The 18,082-nt window shown below is 34.9% G+C and carries 20 protein-coding genes and 1 riboswitch; of the genes, 9 read left to right on the forward strand and 11 right to left on the reverse strand.

The features are described from left to right. Nucleotides 1-11 precede the first annotated feature (11 nt). The 7 genes from BAU27_RS20605 to modA all read right to left on the reverse strand — a co-directional run bounded on the left by BAU27_RS20605 (nt 12) and on the right by modA (nt 8,559). Nucleotides 12-1,652, reverse strand: a complete 1,641-nt coding sequence (locus BAU27_RS20605) for a peptide ABC transporter substrate-binding protein (RefSeq protein ID WP_071771777.1) — start codon at nt 1,650-1,652, stop codon at nt 12-14. Nucleotides 1,653-2,038: 386 nt separating this feature from the next. Further along, nucleotides 2,039-3,679 (reverse strand): peptide ABC transporter substrate-binding protein, encoded by a 1,641-nt coding sequence (locus BAU27_RS20610; RefSeq protein ID WP_071771778.1) that lies wholly within the window; start codon nt 3,677-3,679, stop codon nt 2,039-2,041. Between the two features lie 131 nt (nt 3,680-3,810). Beyond that, nucleotides 3,811-3,915: riboswitch (SAM riboswitch) on the reverse strand. 155 nt (nt 3,916-4,070) lie between these two features. After that, the gene (locus BAU27_RS20615) at nt 4,071-4,904 is read right to left on the reverse strand and encodes an aldo/keto reductase (RefSeq protein WP_071771779.1); all 834 of its coding nucleotides are present in this window, start codon (nt 4,902-4,904) and stop codon (nt 4,071-4,073) included. 1 nt (nt 4,905) lies between these two features. Next, nucleotides 4,906-5,709, reverse strand: coding sequence for a pyrroline-5-carboxylate reductase (proC, locus tag BAU27_RS20620; RefSeq protein WP_071744499.1), 804 nt, complete (start codon nt 5,707-5,709; stop codon nt 4,906-4,908). A 211-nt stretch (nt 5,710-5,920) separates the two neighbouring features. Further along, on the reverse strand, nt 5,921-6,772 hold the full coding sequence (locus BAU27_RS20625; RefSeq protein ID WP_070140575.1) for a GRP family sugar transporter: 852 nt from the start codon (nt 6,770-6,772) through the stop codon (nt 5,921-5,923). Between the two features lie 300 nt (nt 6,773-7,072). Then, a complete protein-coding gene (gene modB / locus BAU27_RS20630; RefSeq protein ID WP_071771780.1) occupies nt 7,073-7,747 on the reverse strand; it encodes a molybdate ABC transporter permease subunit in 675 nt (224 codons plus the stop codon). 5 nt (nt 7,748-7,752) lie between these two features. Then, complete coding sequence (modA, locus tag BAU27_RS20635) at nt 7,753-8,559, reverse strand: molybdate ABC transporter substrate-binding protein (protein ID WP_071744501.1); 807 nt, start codon at nt 8,557-8,559, stop codon at nt 7,753-7,755. 134 nt (nt 8,560-8,693) lie between these two features. Here modA and BAU27_RS20640 point away from each other — a divergent pair, with 134 nt between their 5' ends. Next, entirely contained in the window at nt 8,694-9,641 is a 948-nt protein-coding gene (locus BAU27_RS20640) for a helix-turn-helix transcriptional regulator (protein ID WP_083596095.1), read from the forward strand. Nucleotides 9,642-9,704: 63 nt separating this feature from the next. Here BAU27_RS20640 and BAU27_RS20645 read toward each other — a convergent pair whose 3' ends face one another. Continuing rightward, on the reverse strand, nt 9,705-9,806 hold the full coding sequence (locus tag BAU27_RS20645; protein WP_071744502.1) for a DUF3948 family protein: 102 nt from the start codon (nt 9,804-9,806) through the stop codon (nt 9,705-9,707). A gap of 255 nt (nt 9,807-10,061) precedes the next feature. Continuing rightward, on the reverse strand, nt 10,062-10,928 hold the full coding sequence (locus BAU27_RS20650; protein ID WP_071771781.1) for a LysR family transcriptional regulator: 867 nt from the start codon (nt 10,926-10,928) through the stop codon (nt 10,062-10,064). Nucleotides 10,929-11,053: 125 nt separating this feature from the next. Between BAU27_RS20650 and BAU27_RS20655 the strand changes: the two genes are divergently transcribed. Further along, entirely contained in the window at nt 11,054-12,022 is a 969-nt protein-coding gene (locus tag BAU27_RS20655; RefSeq protein WP_071771782.1) for a DMT family transporter, read from the forward strand. A gap of 21 nt (nt 12,023-12,043) precedes the next feature. Further along, the gene (locus BAU27_RS20660; protein WP_071744505.1) at nt 12,044-12,184 is read left to right on the forward strand and encodes a YrzO family protein; all 141 of its coding nucleotides are present in this window, start codon (nt 12,044-12,046) and stop codon (nt 12,182-12,184) included. Between the two features lie 70 nt (nt 12,185-12,254). Here the strand turns inward: BAU27_RS20660 and BAU27_RS20665 are convergent, their stop codons facing one another. After that, the gene (locus BAU27_RS20665; RefSeq protein WP_071744506.1) at nt 12,255-12,350 is read right to left on the reverse strand and encodes a DUF3948 family protein; all 96 of its coding nucleotides are present in this window, start codon (nt 12,348-12,350) and stop codon (nt 12,255-12,257) included. A 211-nt stretch (nt 12,351-12,561) separates the two neighbouring features. On the opposite strand from BAU27_RS20665, the gene BAU27_RS20670 reads away from it, so the two are divergent. Continuing rightward, complete coding sequence (locus tag BAU27_RS20670; protein ID WP_071771783.1) at nt 12,562-13,167, forward strand: lysophospholipid acyltransferase family protein; 606 nt, start codon at nt 12,562-12,564, stop codon at nt 13,165-13,167. A 73-nt stretch (nt 13,168-13,240) separates the two neighbouring features. On the opposite strand, the gene BAU27_RS20675 is transcribed toward BAU27_RS20670, so the two are convergent. Further along, nucleotides 13,241-13,336 (reverse strand): DUF3948 family protein, encoded by a 96-nt coding sequence (locus tag BAU27_RS20675; protein ID WP_001059999.1) that lies wholly within the window; start codon nt 13,334-13,336, stop codon nt 13,241-13,243. Between the two features lie 306 nt (nt 13,337-13,642). Here BAU27_RS20675 and BAU27_RS20680 point away from each other — a divergent pair, with 306 nt between their 5' ends. The 5 genes from BAU27_RS20680 (at nt 13,643) to BAU27_RS20705 (ending at nt 18,075) form a co-directional block, all read left to right on the forward strand. Further along, the gene (locus BAU27_RS20680) at nt 13,643-14,620 is read left to right on the forward strand and encodes a LacI family DNA-binding transcriptional regulator (RefSeq protein WP_071744509.1); all 978 of its coding nucleotides are present in this window, start codon (nt 13,643-13,645) and stop codon (nt 14,618-14,620) included. A 160-nt stretch (nt 14,621-14,780) separates the two neighbouring features. Further along, nucleotides 14,781-15,110, forward strand: a complete 330-nt coding sequence (locus BAU27_RS20685; protein ID WP_071744510.1) for a PH domain-containing protein — start codon at nt 14,781-14,783, stop codon at nt 15,108-15,110. A 117-nt stretch (nt 15,111-15,227) separates the two neighbouring features. Next, entirely contained in the window at nt 15,228-16,064 is an 837-nt protein-coding gene (locus BAU27_RS20690; protein WP_071744511.1) for a YitT family protein, read from the forward strand. Nucleotides 16,065-16,202: 138 nt separating this feature from the next. After that, the gene (locus tag BAU27_RS20695) at nt 16,203-16,559 is read left to right on the forward strand and encodes a YxeA family protein (RefSeq protein ID WP_071744512.1); all 357 of its coding nucleotides are present in this window, start codon (nt 16,203-16,205) and stop codon (nt 16,557-16,559) included. A 745-nt stretch (nt 16,560-17,304) separates the two neighbouring features. After that, on the forward strand, nt 17,305-18,075 hold the full coding sequence (locus BAU27_RS20705) for a TatD family hydrolase (RefSeq protein ID WP_071771784.1): 771 nt from the start codon (nt 17,305-17,307) through the stop codon (nt 18,073-18,075). Nucleotides 18,076-18,082: the final 7 nt, after the last annotated feature.

An 18,082-nucleotide genomic window follows, 5' to 3' on the forward strand; every position in this document is an offset into this window, starting at 1 on the left:
TTTTTATTTTATTATTTTGCAACTTCTGTCCACTTGTAGTTAAATTCACCGCCGAAATCAGTTGTTACAAGTCCTTTAATAAATCCGCGTTGTAGGTAAGAACGGCCTTGTTGGTATAAAGGAGCGACAGCACCATCTTGTAATAAGATTTTTTCAGCTTGCTTCATTGCTTCAAAGCGACCTTTTTCATCACCAGCTAAATCAGTTTTTACTTTACGAATAAGCTCGTCGTACTCTTTGTTAGAGTATTTATCGAAGTTATAAGCACTATCTGTTGTGAATAGATCTAAGAATGTAATAGGATCCGCGAAGTCAGGGCCCCAGCCATCGATTCCGATTTCGTAATCACCACTTAATAGTAGTTTTAACTGTTGTTTACGTGGTTGAGGTTTTAAATTCACTGTTAATCCATCTAGATTTTTTTCCAGTTCACCTTTTAAATATTCACCAGTTTTCTTAGCTAAAGCATTATCACTTGTTAATAGTTCAATTGTTACTTTGTCAGTACCAAGTTCTTGTTTCGCTTTTTTCCAGTTTTCTTTTGCAGATTTCACATCATCTTTGACTAGATTTCCATTCTCTTTACGGAAGTCATTACCGTCTGGACTTTTTGCGAATTTCGCAGGAACCATTCCTTCTGCTGGGATTGCACCATTATTTAAAATTGTTTCTACGTATGCTTTTTTATTCATTGCTCCGTTAATAGCGAGGCGTGCATGTTGATTTTTTAATACTGCATTTTTCTGATTTAGTCGTAAGAATTGGATACCGACTTCAGCGCGTTCCTTGAAGTTTGAATCGTTCTTATACTTATCAACAAACTCCGCAGTTAAAGCAACACGGTCAATTTGTTCTGAATCATATAAGTTAACTTCTGTAGACTTATCTTTAACGACATTGAAGTTGATTTCTTCTAATTTTACAGTTTTAGCATCCCAATAGTTAGGGTTCTTCTTCAATTGGAAGCTTTGTTCATGTTTCCAGTTACCTAATGTGAAGGCACCGTTGTAAATTAAATGATTTGTTTCTAAACCATATTTATCACCTTGGGATTTTAAGTAATCTTCATTAATTGGTAAGAATGTTGAGAATGTCGTTAAGCTTAAGAAGTAGGGAACAGGGCGATCTAGTTGTACTTCTAAAGTTTTGTCATCAAGAGCTTTGATGCCTAATTGATCAACTGGTAATTGTTTTTGGTTTATTTGTTTTGCATTCTGTATATCGAAGAATAAGAATGCATATTCAGCTGCTGTTTCAGGGCTTACGGCACGTTGCCAAGCGAAGACAAAGTCTTTTGCTGTTACAGGAGTACCGTTTGACCATTTTGAATCACGCAGGTGGAATGTATATTTTGTTTTATCGGGACTAACGTCAACCGACTCAGCAACACCAGGAATTGGTTTATTATCTTCTCCCATTGCATATAAACCTTCAAAAACATTTCGCATTACATTCATGGATTCCCCGTCTGTTGCCTTTGCAACATCCATTGTTGGAATTTCTGAAGCAAATGATAAGTTAATCGCTTGTTTATCAGGTGCTTTATCGTTTGCTTTCGCTCCGCTCGCATTATCTTTATTTCCCCCACAAGCAGTTAGTAGTAGACTTGCCCCTAAAACAGATGCAACAACAGGTACAACTTTTTTCTTCATTGTTCTTTCCTCCCTAAATGTGTTGTTCGTAACGTCATAATGTCCATGTCTTGAAGTGTAGCTATAGAAGAAGATAAAACCTATTATAAATATGTGTATATAGGTAATCAGGTGTTCTATATGTATATACATGTTGAACTATAATCTATCGTTATATGTTTCAACTTAGTAGACATTACATGTTGATGGTAAAATATTTCGTTTCTTTGATTATTTAGAATATTAACACTGAAAAGAACTATATGTCAATAATAAAAAGTGGAGCATTGATTTTTTAAAATAATATATTAAAAAAGCGGATCTTCTCTTATTGAGAATCCGCTTTTAATACATTTTTCCAATAAAACAATTGGTGTGGATAGAAAAACTTCAATTCAGCTTGCCTTTTATTTTTCAATTTGTGCCCATTTGAAGTTTAATTGACCAGCAAAGTCTACTTGCACAATGCCTTTAACAAAAGATCGCTCTAAATAAGATTCACCTTTTTGGTAAAGAGGAGCGATAACAGAGTCTTTAAATAATATTTTCTCGGATGCTAGTAATGCTTCCCAGCGAGCTTTTTCATCACCAGCTAAAGTCGTTTTAACTTTCTCAATTGTTTCATCGAACTCCTTATTAGAGTAATGATCTAAGTTGTAAGGGTTATTTGTTGTAAACAATTCAAGGAATGTAATTGGATCAGCAAAGTCAGGGCTCCAACCGTCAATTCCGATTTCATAGTCACCTTTTAATAAAAGTGAAACTTGTTGTTTACGTGGTTGTGGCTTTACATTTACTGTTAATCCGTCTAAATTCTTTTCTAGTTGCCCTTTTAAGAACTCACCAGTTTTCTTATCAAGGTCAGCATCACTTGTTAATAATTCTAATGTGATCTTTTCAGAACCAAGCTCTTGTTTAGCTTTTTTCCATAACTCTTGTGCCGATTTTGTATCAACTTTGGTTAAATCTCCGTTTATAGTACGGAAGTCTTTTCCATCAGATCCTTTTGCAAAGTTTTTTGGAACGAGACCAAAAGTTGGTGTAGAGCCATCATTTAATAACGTATTTACAAAGGACTTTCGATCAATTGTTTGATCGATTGCTTGGCGTGCAGAAACGTTTTGAAGTATTTTATTTTGTTGATTCATACGTAAAAATTGTACGCCTACGTTCGGGCGTTCTTTAAAGTTCGCATCCTTTTTATATTTATCAACGAAGTCAGATGTTAATTTTATACGGTCTAATTGTTTTGATTCGAATAAGTTTACTTCTGTTGATTTTTCTTTTACGACGTTAAAATTGATTTCTTCTAGTTTGACAGTATCTTTATCCCAATAGGTAGGGTTTTTCTTAAATTTAAAGCTTTGTTCGTGCTTCCAATCGCTTAGTGTAAAAGCTCCATTGTACAAGACTGTATTATCTTCTAAAGCGTACTTATCACCTTGTGCTTTAAAGAATTCCTCGTTAATTGGTAGAAATGTTGGGAACGCTGTTAAGCTAATAAAATATGGAACAGGACGCTCTAATTCTACCTCAAACGTATGGTCATCAACTGCTTTTACACCAAGTTGGTCGGCTGGAAGTTCTTTGTTGTTAATTTTTGTTGCATTTTTTATATCAAAGAATAGAAATGCATATTCAGAGGCTGTTGCTGGATCGACAGCTCTTTGCCAAGCGAAGACAAAATCTTTCGCTGTAACAGGAGTGCCGTTTGACCATTTTGAATCTCGTAAATGGAATGTGTATTTTGTTTTATCAGCACTTACTTCATGAGATTTTGCAACGCCAGGGACAGGTTTGTTACCTTCACCAAGATTATACAAACCTTCAAATACGTTTCTCATTACTTGACCAGAATCAGTATCTGTAGCACGAGCCGTATCCATTGTTCGAATCTCAGTAGGTGAAGATAAGTTTAAAACTTGCTTACTAGGTGCCTCGTCTTTTGCATTTGCTCCGCTCGCTTCATTTTTATAACTACCGCAACCAGATAATAAAATACTTACTCCTACAACTGATGCAATACCGGGTACAAACTTCTTTTTCATTTGATTTTCCTCCTAAATAGTTAATAAGATTGGATGATGAGGGAATGAAAAACAAAAAATCCCTCTTTTCGTATTGAGAAAGAGGGATTTTTACGTACAAGTTATGCACCCGTATATAAACGAAGTCCCTCATTCTATCTTTCAAGCACAAAGCTTGCAGGAAGTGGCACAGTATTCAAAATGAACCTGCTGCCGAGGTTTCAAAGGGCCAGTCCCTCCACCTCTCTTGATACAATGAGTAAACAAATGAATTTTATTAATTTTTGTGTTTCTTTGATAATTCAAAATCTTACACCTTATATAATGAAGTGTCAATCAAATGAAATATAGTTTAAATTTTCAGTTTTATCAAAAAATAAAAAAACCACTGCATATGGCAGTGGTTTCCCTATTAGAAGTTAAAGTTATCCGGATCTGGACCAACACGGTGATTTTCATTTAAAGCTTGAATTGCTTTCATATCATCCGAGCTTAATTCAAAATCAAAGATGTTCGCATTTTCAATGATACGGTGTTCTTTAATTGATTTAGGAATCGTTACAACTTCATTTTGTAGATCCCAGCGTAGAATCACTTGTGCAGTCGATTTATTATATTTGGTAGCAATTTCTTGTAATGTTGGGTGATCTAGTAGTTGTCCTTGCATTAATGGTGACCAAGCTTCAAGCTGAATACCATTCTCTTTACAGAAAGTGTGCAATTCTTCTTGTGCTAAACGTGGATGGTATTCCACTTGGTTAACCATAGGCTTAATTTCAGCAATTTCAAATACGTCTTGCAAATGGTGAATATGGAAATTACTCACACCAATAGCGCGCACACGACCATCTTTATAAAGTTGCTCTAAAGCTTTCCATGATTCAGTGTATTTTCCTTTTACAGGCCAATGTACTAAATATAAATCTAAATATTCCAGACCTAATTTTTCTAATGTAGTTTCAAATGCTTGTAATGTTGACTCGTAACCTTGATCGCTATTCCATACTTTTGATGTGATAAATAATTCTTCACGTGGAATACCTGATTCACGGATTGCTTGTCCAACGCCTTCTTCATTTTTATATATGGCAGCTGTATCGATACTACGATATCCATTTTTAATAGCTGCTTTTACAGAATCAATTACTTCTGATCCGTCTTCTACTTTAAAAACACCTAAACCGAACCAAGGCATTTTTACGCCGTTATGTAATGTTGTGTAGTCGTTTAAACTTGTTAAAGTCATATTAATTCCCCCTAGCTTTTTTATTGGTCGCTTCAATTGCTTGTTGAATGACTTCTGAAAAATTATTTTCATATAGAACTTTTAAACCTTCAGCCGTTGAACCTCCTGGTGTTGTTACTTGTTCACGTAACATAGCTGGATCCTGGTTTTGCTGGAGCATAGCGGCAGAGCCAGCGATCATTTGAATGACAAGATGTTTTGCTGTTTCCTCATCAATTCCATAGCTTTTCGTTGCTTCAATTAAACCTTCAGCAAAGTGATAGAGAAAAGCAGGTGCACTACCAGTAACTGCGGTAAGTTGGTGAACTTCCTCTTCGGTACAAAACTGCGAGGTACCAATACCTCTTAAAAGAAGTTGTAACGTTTCATGATGTCGTTGCTCTACGGAATTTCCCGTCGTGTATAAAGAGATAGACTTGCCAATTTCAGCAGCTGTATTTGGCATAATCCAGGCAACAGGTGTCCCTTGAGGAAGTCTTTCTTCTAGATAAGATGGTCCGATTCCGGCAGCAACTGTCACGACAAATTGATCAGTTAGAAGAGGCGATAGATCCGCTAATAGCTGTTCATGTGCAACAGGCGGCATTGCTAAAACAATTGTATCTACAGATTTAATATGCTGCTTCCAATCCGTTGTAATCGATAGATCATATTGAGTTTGTAGTTGCGTTAGTTTTTCTATGTTACTTCGATTGGAAACAATAATTTCTTCGATGTATTCTTTACTTGTTGTAAGTAGTCCAGCAAATATAGCTTCTGCCATACGACCGGCACCAATAAATAAAATTCGATGTTTATTAGGCATATCCTTTATTCCTTTCTGATGAGAATATGTTATAAAAACGATACCATTTTTAAGAGAATTTTGTAAAAAGAAACGGCTTGTAGTGGAGAGAATACAATTGGAGGGAAGGGAGGCTATATAAAAAGAACTATGAAGATTATTATATTTGAAAAATAGTTATAATCAAAAATCCCTGAAGCATTTATGCTTCAGGGATTGATAAATTATAAGCTTATGCTTTCGTCATACCAAGCAATACAGCGCCACCGATAATTAAAACACTACCTAGTGCAATAAAGATCAATTGACGTTTTGTTTTCTTTTCACCTAAGAATACAATCGCACCGAATGTTGAGATAACGATTCCAGTTTGAGATAATGGGAAGCTTGTTGCTACTCCGACACGTGGTAATGAAAGAAGTAAGAATAAGTTTCCTGTTCCCCATAGTAAACCAGATAAAGCATTACGAATTGCATATTTGTTAAATGGTTTATGTTTAGATGTCAGTACAACCGCACCAACAAACATACCAACTGCTTGTGGTAAAATAGCAGACCAACCATCAATGTTATACCAACGAATAATAATTACGTATACAAGATAGCCAAAAGTAGAAACAATTAAAGTGAGAAGTCCCTTTTTCAATTGTCCTGGTGGCTGAGCATTTTCTTTATCGTCTAGTGATGTGAATACAACACCGACTACGATTAATAGGATTGCAATCGTTCCCAGAACAATCGTCGTAGTAGTAGTCCACTCACGGAAAGCGATAACTCCAAAGATAGAAGTTGCAACAAGCTGCATACCAGTAGAAATAGTTACAGTAGTTGAAACACCTAGTTTTTCAACTGTTTTTAATTGGTTTACTTGTCCTAAAGCCCAGAATAAACCTGAAATAAAACCAACAATCAAGACTGTCATTGTTAAAGTTGGTTGAGTAAATACATACATAATTGTTGCGAAGAATAGAGCACCGATTGTCATACCTACCGTTTGGCTGTATGCACCACCGCCCATTTTTACGCTTACTAATAAGATGTTTCCCCATGCGATTGCAGGAAGAAGCGCTAATAAAATGTCCATTACAAGACTCCCTTCGGTTTTCTATACCAATATAATTAAATATCGTTCTAACGATCGGTAATGCCCCACTAATAGAGTAGAAGATTACCGATCGCTAAAACAGGATGAAGAACTTACGATATAAATGCGTTTTCATTTCTTCATTTTTTGAAACACCTCCATATAATAACAGGAAATTGCCTATTTTAGAAAGTGAATTCAAATAAAATGTATATTTTAATAAAAGGTAAAATTCAGTTATTTACCATCGGTATATTTTATTTCCTAAGAAATAAAGAAGCAGCTTCGAAAAAAGCTGCTTTAAGAGTTAGTAATTCTTTTATTAATAAGCTGAATACATAGCAGAAATAGAAGTGACATACTAATAGTGATAACTACAAGTGTCCAGGCGAGTTGCATATTACTTGCATCAATCGCCATATAAATTGCAGTTGGGATAGTCTGTGTTTTACCAGGAATGTTCCCAGCAAACATGAGTGTAGCACCAAACTCACCGAGCGCACGAACAAAGCTCAAAATCATTCCGCTTAATAAGGCAGGAAATGCAAGTGGGAGTGTCACGTGCAGGAAAACTTGATATTCACTGGCACCAAGGTCACGAGCACTTTCTTCAATTTGTACATTCGCAATAGAAAATCCTGTTTTTGCTGATTGGTACATAAGCGGAAATGCAACAACTGTAGAAGCGATGATCGCAGCAGTAGATGTGAACATAATGGACTGCTGAAACAATGATTCTATCCACATTCCAATGGGACTATTATGTCCAAAAATGATGATGAGAAAAAAGCCAATTACAGTTGGCGGAAGTACCATTGGTAATAAGAAAATCGTTTCTAATATTACTTTATATCTCCATGAGGAGCGTGCTAGCGCTCGCCCGATAATCGTCCCTAAAATTGTAACGATAATGGTGGCGTATGCAGCTACTCGTAAAGATAGAAAGATCGGTGACAAAATAGCATCAAAGCTCATGGCAATTATGATAGGACTGTAAATCCATATTTTTTAAAGATAGATTGTGCATCTTTTGACTGCAAATACTCATAAAATGAAGTCGCCTCTTTCTTATGCTTAGATTCCTTTATAACACCTAAAGGATAGTGAATTGGCTCATGAGAAGTAGCTGCTGCTGTCTCACCAATCTTTACTTTGTCTGAAATAAGAGCATCTGTTTTGTATACGATACCAGCATCGACATTGCCTGTCTCTACATATGTTAACACTTGGCGAACGTCTTTTGTAAATACGACTTTATTTTGAATGTCATTCCAAAGATTTTCATGTGTGAGAGAAGCCTTTGCGTATTTTCCCGCAGGTACGGATTCAGGTGTACCAAGTGCAATTTTCTTGATTTTTTCATCTTTTAAATCTTGGAATTTTGCAAGAGAACTATCTTTTGGGACAACTAGAACTAGTTCATTTCCAAGAAGATTTTTCCCTTCTTTTTCATCGATGAATCCTTTTTTAACAAGAGTTTGGAATTTATCTTCTGCTGCAGAGAAGAATAAATCAGCAGGTGCGCCTTGTTCAATTTGTTGTTGAAGTGCACCAGAAGCACCGAAGTTAAAAGAAAGTTGAATAGTTGGTTCTTTCTCTTTATATTGCTTTTCAATTTCTTTTAATGCATCTTGTAAGCTAGCAGCAGCTGATATAGTCAGTTCGATTGTTTGTCCCTCTTTAGCAGCTGACCTTTCTTTCTTTTCCACACTTGTACAAGCAGCGCTAAATATAAGAAGGAAAGAAAGTATAAGTGCCCCAATAGATCGTAATGTGAATTTGTTCATAAGAAAATCCCCTTTCGTTTCGACATATTTAATTATAACTAATTATAACTAATTATAACTAGTTATAATTGAATATAATTTGAACGATATGGTTGTTTTTAAAAAATAGGAGAAATATTCTTTTCTTTGTTACAATGAAGGAAGAAAGTGAGGAATCGTCTATGGATCATCATTCCTACACAACGGAAGAAGTAGCAAAGCGATTAAAAGTATCAAAACTAACTGTATACGACTTAATTAAAAAAGGAGAACTGCCTTCTTATAGAGTTGGTAGACAGATGCGCATTGATGCAGCGGATTTAGAACAATATATAAAGCAAATGAAAACTGGTAAGGTGCAAGTTGTTCCTGTAAAGAACGATGGTAATAGTACCTCGAATACATGTATTATTAGCGGGCAAGAACTAACGTTAGATATGCTGGCAAAACGTATAGAAAATCGTATGCCAAATTCTAATATATTAAGAGCGTATCAAGGTAGTTTAACGAGTTTGGTGAAGATGTATCAAGGAGAAGGAAGCGTCGTTAGTTTGCATTTGTTTGATGGGGAAACGGGTACGTATAATGTTCCTTACGTAAAACGTATTTTAGTCGGACAACCATGTATTATGATTAATTTATTATCAAGGAATGTTGGGTTTTATGTGCAAAAAGGGAATCCAAAAAATATAAAAACATGGGCTGATTTATCTCAGTCATCTATACGATTTATAAATCGAGAAAAGGGTTCTGGTATTAGGGTATTAGTGGATGAGCAATTGCGAATTCAAAAAATAAATAAAGAAGATATTAGCGGGTATGAATGGGAAGAATCGAATCACCTTGGTGTTGCCTCGCAAGTTGCGAATGGAAAAGCTGATGTTGGGGTAGGATCAGAAAAGTTTTCACAAATTGTGAACGTAGACTTTATTCCAATCATGAAAGAGCAGTATGATTTAGTGATTTTGAAGAATAAAGAAAATGAAGAGCTGATCGAAGTCATGAAAGACATTCTGCAATCGGAAGAATTTCATGATGAATTAAAAGCGATTGGCGGATACGATATGACGAAAACAGGTCAAATTATATATGAAACAAACTAAAAAGCTGCTTGTCTATAAGACGAGCAGCCTTTTCTATATAAAGGGGTTTGGGGAAACAAAGTATTAAACAAGACTTTGAGCAAGTGCATAAATGAAAGCTGTAAGAAGAGTTGCTCCGCTTGCAAGTCCGATAAAGTCTGATTTGTTGAAAGTAATGTTACTCATTATAATCTCTCCTTATTTGTTTAATGTAGTTGCAACAGATTTTGCATCGACAAGTGCGGATAGCACCATGCCCATTGTATTTAAAAATTTGTTTGATTTCATTTTGTTCATCATGCGTATCCGCTCCTTTTCGAATTGTTGTTGCCCTGCTTTATGTCTTAATTATATGAAATATAGGTAGTTACAACTATCGAATTAGCTTACGGGAGGATTACACTTTTGTAAGAAAAAAAGACATTCGTGTAAGAATGTCTTTTAAAGCATATTGATATGATGGTGCTCCGTAATTGTTTTTAAAAAGCTGCGCATCGAATTGGTCATGTAGCTATCTTTCCGGCGTATGAAAACAGTTGAAATACTGCCGTATTTTTCGGGAATCGGATGACAGTGTACTTTACCTGCTGTAGAAAGGTGCTGAACGGCAGACTGTGGTACGAGTGTAATTCCAAGGCCGAGTGCAACACTGTTTAATATTGTTTCTAATATGTTAAATTCCATAATTCTTTTTGGTAGCAAACCTTCATCTTTCAGCCAGCGCTCTAGTTTGGAACGGTATCCACATCCTTGATTAAAAACTAGTAGGGGCGTCGTTGTAAATTCGTCTATATGAAAAGCTTTATTTTGTGTCACAAGCATTAATTTTTCTGTACTAACATCGCATTGTTCAATTAGTGGATGTTTAATAGGACCTGATATAAAGGCGCCATCTAATTGATGATCAAGAACTTCTCTAATAAGTTCCTCCGTTAGACCGGCTTGTAATGATAAATCGACATTTGGATAGCTTTTATAGTAAGAAGACAAAATGGTAGGTAATGTACTTACTGTTTCGACTGTACCGATTTTTAATATGCCTGATGGTGTTTCACTATCTAAAAATACTTGTTTTAGCTCTTCAACATCTTGCAAAATTTTATTAACATAGACGAGCATTTTTCTACCTTCAGCTGTTAAAGTCATGCCTCGTTTATGACGGTAAAAGAGCGGTGTTTTTAATTCGTTTTCTAACTGTTTAATACGTGCTGTTACATTTGATTGTACGTAATTTAATTCTTTTGCTGCGCTACTTACACTACCTCGGTCAGCAACGCTCTGGAAGATTTGTAAGTCTCGTAATTCCATTTTATGCCCCCTTGATGTTAAGTATCATTATAAATGATACTTAACATCATTTTGAATCATTTTACGTGATATATTTTTTCTTTTACAATTCTCTTTGTGCAAATAGAAAGAAGTGGGGGATTGTGGTGAAAAGAGGTCAAATGATAATAGGCGCTTTGGCGTGTTTAATAGCAAGTATGTCATGGGGAGCGATGTTTCCTGTTGCTGATCATGCGCTAGAATACATAGATCCGTTTTATTTTTCGTTTATTCGTTATGGGGCGGTAGCAATTGTACTGATTGTATTATTGCTAATGAAAGAAGGAAAGAAAGCATTTCGCTTAGAAGGAAGAGGGAAGTTACTCGTCTTTTTTGGAACAATGGCGTTTACCGTATATAATGTATTAATTTTTCTAGGACAAATGTTAATGGGGAAATCAGGTGTAATGGTAGCTTCTATTATGGAGGCACTGATGCCGATGATTTCAATTTGTATTTTATGGGGATATAAACATATAAAGCCGAAGAAGTATATGATAACGAGCATGATTATCGCGTTTGTAGGGGCTATATTTGTTATTACGAAAGGCGACATGAGTTTCTTTTTAACATTGAAAGATAACATGTTTTCACTAGCATTTATATTTGTTGGTGTTGTAGGATGGGTTATTTATACGATGGGTGGTCAAACATGTAGCGATTGGTCAACATTACGTTATTCTACGTTGACATGTGTATTTGGTACAACTGTCACAGGGATTATAACGGTAATCATTACGGCACTTGGATATGTATCAATTCCAAGTATGGAAACGATCTCTATTGTGAAGTATGACTTGTTATTTATGATGACATTACCAGGTATCGTAGCACTACTTGCTTGGAACTACGGTGTGAAAATCTTATCATCCATTAATGGTATTTTATTTATTAACTTTGTGCCAATTACTACGTTAGTTACTATGATGATGCAAGGGTATAAAATAACAACATTTGATATTGTAGGAACATTATTTGTTATTGCAGCGCTTATTCGTAATAATGTTTGTCAGAGAAAAGAAGAAAATGCAAATAAGCAAATGTTGCAAGGAAAGCAATTGCGCCAAGCTGTTTAATAGGCAACTGGAGGATTTTATATGTTAGAAAGTTTATTGTTTTTCTTTGCTGCTGGAGTTGCCTGCGAGCTTGCAGCAATTAATCGAAATGGTCGTAAGAATGTAAAACAACAAGCTGAACTGATACAGCTTTTAAAAGAATTGAAGGAAAGAAAAAATTAAAAAGACGACCGGGCATAGACGGTCGTCTTTTCTATTACTATTTATATAAAGGGGAAAGGGGACACAAAGTTTATATAAGCGTAGCAGCGTAAATAAAAGCAGTAAGAAGAAGGGAGCCGCTAGCTAATCCTAAAAAATCTAATTTGTTAAAAGTGATGTTATCCATAATACATTCGCCTTACTTGTTTCTTTCTGACTTAATTATATGAAATATTGTAAGAAGTAACTATCGAATTAGCTTACAAGAAAATTACACTTTTGTAAGAATTGAAATTTAACAATAAATACTTATTTTTATTACCAACTCCTAAAACTTAGTGTTATAATCGTTGTAAGAAAATGATTATACTTCGGATATTCAGAAAGGAACGAAACAAATGTATAAACCAATTACATTTTCGTTGAAATATATATTTAAAATGGCTGGGAAGGTAGAAGTGCAAGGGAGAGAAAAATTACCAGAAGGTGGCCCTTACGTTGTTGCGTGCACACATACAAGTTTTATGGATGTTTTAATGTTAGCAACGGGGATGTATCCAACCCAAATTCATTACATGGCAAAAAAAGAATTGTTTGAAGGGAAATTTAAAAATTGGTTCTTTAAAAATGTAAATGCATTCCCTGTAGATCGTGCGAATCCAGGACCGAGTACACTTAAAATTCCATCACGCCTATTAAAAGAAGGAAAGGTAGTCGGGATTTTTCCGAGTGGAACGAGATCATCAGAAGATGTTTCATTAAAAGCTGGGGCTGTTACGATTGCGCTGCGTTCTAACGTTCCATTAGTACCGGCAGCTTATATTGGTCCATCAAGTGTAAAAGAATTAATAAAAGGAAAAAGGGCGCAATTAATTTTTGGAGATCCGATTCAAATTGATCCGGGAGAACAAATAGATCGGAAAACAGCTATGAAAATGATGACAGATCAATTAAATGAAAAATTTGAAGAGCTAAAGGTAACTTTGCAATCAAATCAAAAATAAGAAAAGGCGACCGGGCATAGACGGTCGTCTTTTCTATTACTATTTATAATAAAGGGGAAAGGGGACACAAAGTTTATACAAGCGTAGCGGCGTAAATAAAAGCAGTAAGAAGAATCGAGCCACTAGCAAGTCCTAAAAAATCTAATTTGTTAAAAGTGATGTTATTCATAATATATTCTCCTTACTTGTTTAATGTAGAAGCAACAGCTTTTGCATCGATAAGAGCAGATAATACCATGCCCATTGTGTTTAAGAAATTGTTTGCTTTCATTTTGTTTATCATATTAGATCCGCTCCTTTTCGAATGGTTGTTGCCCTGTTTCTGACTTAATTGTATGAAATATAGCGGAGAGTCACTATCGAATTAGCTTACAGGAAAATTACACTTTTGTAAGAAAAACGAATGAAGGTGTCATGATGAGAAGATTTGACATATGTTCATGTGATTTATTAAGTTAAAAGTAGAGGTGAGTGTATGGCTAATATTAAAGATATTGCAAAGATGGCTGGGGTTTCGGTTACGACTGTTTCGAGGGTATTAAATGATCATCCGTATGTAAGTGAAGAAAAAAGGAAAGTTGTTTTAGAAATAGTTGAGAAATTGAATTACTCACAAAATGCAAATGCTGTTCATTTATCAAAAGGGAAGACGAATATTGTTGGTGTGATTTTACCTTATATTAATCATCCGTGTTTTGATGCGATGGTGGGTGGAATGATGGAAGTTGCGTTAGCTCACAATTATCGAGTGCTTCTTTGTCAAACGAATTACAATAAAAAAGAAGAAATGAAAAGTTTACATATGTTGAAAACAAAGCAACTAGATGGTCTGATCATTTGTTCTCGTGCCAATGAGTGGGAAATTATAGAGCCGTATGCAGCGTATGGGGCGGTTATTGCTTGTGAGGATAATGATATTGAAAGTATATCGAGTGTATATACAGATCATTTTAATGCCTTTCAATTAGGGATGAGTTACCTTATTGAAAAAGGTTATAAGAAGATTGGATATTGTACGGGAAGAAAGTTAGGACCAAGTAGTAAGAAACGTTTTGATGCTTATAAACAACAGCTACAATTAATAGATGCAGAAGTGATGGAAGATCGGATTTTCACAGAATGCTTTACATTAGAAGATGGTGTAAGAGTTGCACATCAATTTAAGGAGATGGAGAATCCACCTGAAGCATTAATAGTGGCAGGAGATGAAGTTGCTATTGGGATCATGACAGAAGTTAATAAACTAGGTATTAAAGTTCCGGAGGATTTAGCGATTATTGGTTTTGATAATCAACCGATTTCTCAAGTTTTACAACTGACAACTATTGACCAAAATTTAAAGGAAATAGGTAAGACGGCTTTTGAAATGTTTTACAGACGAGTAAGTGATGAGGGTTCTAAACAAGAAAAGATGGAAATTCCGTATAAACTTGTGGAACGCTCTACAGTTTAGCAATAATCCGTTATGTGTATAATCACATAACGGATTATTTTTTGAAATGTCTTTGACAGGAAACGCATTTCATACTTTATAAAAGAGTTACACCGGTCTGTAATAATCCATGGATTCTTTTCAAGTGTTAAAGCAATGAATAGAATTTGGAGGGATATGTATGAATGAACTTTTATTAAGTATGAAAAAGTATGTAGAGGATGATGAACAAATTTTAGCATTTGTGATAGGGATATTTGAGAAAGATGATTTTACCTTATCATATCGGCATGGAATTTTCGTTGCTACTACTAGACGTCTCCTCTTTTATGGAGGATTTTCGTATTATCCATCAACATTTGAAGAGTATTCGTATTTGCATATAGACGACATAAATTTTCATCCGCAATTAGTGTTTACTTGTAATCAGGAAACGGTAACAGCTAAGTATATTCAGAAAGGTAATGTGGAACGCTTTGCTCGTGCAGTTAGAGCAAATATGAATAATTAATCAGGTGTTTGTTTAAACATAATACCATTGCTGTTATGAGAAGAATGGCGTAATAAAAACCACTTCTAAACCTCTAGGAGATAGTGATACAATGTCAAATGGGGGGAGGTATGAACTATGGTTAATCAACGTATAAAAGAGATAACATTAATTACAATTGGTTCATTGTTATTCGCAATCGGTATTAATTATTTTGCAATTCCAAACCGTTTATCAGAAGGTGGCATTATTGGTGTAACGGTTGTTACGTATTATTTATTTGGTTGGTCGCCAGGGATTGTCAATTTTGCTATAAATGCAATTTTACTGGCTGTTGGTTATAAATTTTTTGATAAAAAAACGATGGTTTATACAATTTTAGGGATTGTAGAAACATCTTTGTTTTTATATGTTACAGAGCACATTGAGTATCATGTAAATAGTGATACGCTCTTAGCAGCTTTATTCGCGGGTCTATTTGTAGGTATCGGATTAGGGTGTATGTTCAAAGCTGGAGGTACATCAGGAGGATCGGCAATTTTAGCGCAGTTAGCAAATCAATACTTAGGTTGGAGTGTTGGTAAAGGCGTACTCATTATTGATATCGTTGTAATTGCTGGTTCTGTATTTATAATAGGGCAAGAAAAGGCAATGTATACACTCGTTGCTGTATTTATCGGAGCGAAAGTAATTGATTTCATTGTAGAAGGAATGGATACAAAGACTGCAGTTACGATTATCTCGAATCAACCAGACTTAATTCGTGAAGCTATTACGAAAAACATGACACGTGGTGTCACTGTATTAGAGGGGCGCGGCGGATATACTGGTAAAAATAAAGAAGTATTATATGTCGTTATTAATAAACAAGAGCTTGTTAAGTTAAAGCAAGTTATCGGCCGGGTTGATGAAGATGCCTTCGTTGTCATTCACGATGTGCGTGATGTACTTGGCGGTGGTTTTAAAGCGAGCTAAAAGGTGAACGAGTAAATTCGTTCGCCTTTTTTAATTCTTACAAAAATGTAAGTGTAATGTAATGAGATTCAATAGTAGATTTTATTCCTTCTTTTTAAAATGGATGTATATATATCCTGCAAGGGAGGAAGATTTATTATGAAGAAAAAAATGATCACTACTATAATAGCGATGATAGTGATAGTAGTAATGTTATTGCCTACGAAACTTGGACCAGTTATCGATAAATATAATCCACTTTATAAGACGAAAGAATATTATACGGTTGTGAATACAATTGGTCAGCATATTGGTGATGAGTGGTATGAATATGAATTTATTGCATTTGACGAACGTGGAAGAGAGCAAAAAATAAAGAAGACTGTTAAGCATATGTTAAAGAGAGAGGGGGCATTAAAGGTGTACGCAAAAGGACGCTACGGCGAGGCAATTGAAGAAATTGAAGTTGTAAATATTCCTATTAATGCGAAGAGTAAACTTTTAACGATGAGATAGCGGATTATACCCCCACCTATTTTTTGTCGAAAATAAAAATACTAGGTAGGGGTATTTTGGAGTTCATGAAAAAGCCTTAGTCCATATGGACTAAGGCTTTTTTTATTATATAAAGGGGAAGGGGGTACATTGTAGTAGCGTGAGTGAAAGATATAAGAAGAGTAGCTACTAGCAATGTAATTTGGTTATGTGAGTGTTCTTCTTATTTGGCTTACTTCCTAACTTTATTGTACGAAATATAGGTAAGGGAAACTATCGAATTACATTACGCATAGCTTACAAACATGTAAGCCTTCTGTAATGTAATTCGATAGTTAAAATATAGTGAATTTCATATAGTATAACTAGAAAGTCTCACTGTATCACTTTCCGTTTGTAATGTTAATGAAGAATGAAAAACCAACTACTTTTTAATAGCCCTCATCTCTATTTAGATGAGGCTCTTTTTTTAACCTTACAATATTGTAAGGTTTACGTAAGTTAATTCGATAGTAATTTTGTCATATTTTTTGCATAATAGATACAAATAGATAAAAAATAATTAGGGATATATTAAGAAGGGAGAAAACTGGGATGCGTAAAGAAGAAGTAGTGAAGTTTCCAATTAAAGATTTCTGTAGCTACTTTACTGTTGCCATAGTATGTATTGGATTATTTGATATAATAACAAATTTAATTGTTAAATAATATAGATGATAAAACAAGAAGGGGGACCCTTTCTTGTTTTTTTTATGGGGGCATAAAGATGAAATGGATTGATAGCCATATACATGTTGATCAATATGAGAATGAAGAGAAAAGTAGATTACTTATAGATGTGGAAAACAGTAAAGAGATACAAGGGCTTATTGCAGTATCTATGAATTATCAATCATGCCTAGAAACTTTATCTTTAGCAAAGCGATATCCTTTTGTACATCCAGCAATAGGTTTTCATCCGGAGCAGCCGATTCATAGAGAAGAATGTGAGCGCATATTTAAATTAATTGAAGCTCATGTAGAGGACATTGTTGCGATTGGTGAAGTGGGACTCCCGTATTATTTAAGGAAAGAAGATGAAAATATTGCTATCGATCCATACATAGCGGTGTTAAAAAAGTTTGTTGAACTAGCTAGTAAACATGATTTACCAATTGTATTGCGTGCGGTTTATGGAGATGCTGACACTGTATGTGATTTTCTTGAAGAATATAAAGTTTCACGCGCACACTTCCATTGGTTTAAAGGAAGTGAAGAGACAATGAAACGGATGATGAGGAACGGTTATTATATTTCTATCACACCGGATGTTTTACATAAGGAGAAAATTAGAAAAATCGTTTCGTATTATCCGCTTGAATATATGATGGTAGAAACAGATGGCCCATGGGAATTTCAGAAGGATACGATGACACATCCTTATATGATAAAAGATGTATTACAAGAAATTAGTATAATAAAAAAAATATCAGTAGAGAAAGTTACTGAGCAAATATATGCGAATACGGTACGATTTTATAAAGTTAGTGAGTCATAAAAAAACA

It is taken from the genome of Bacillus sp. NH11B, from assembly GCF_001884205.1.
GTDB classification, from domain to species: domain Bacteria; phylum Bacillota; class Bacilli; order Bacillales; family Bacillaceae_G; genus Bacillus_A; species Bacillus_A proteolyticus.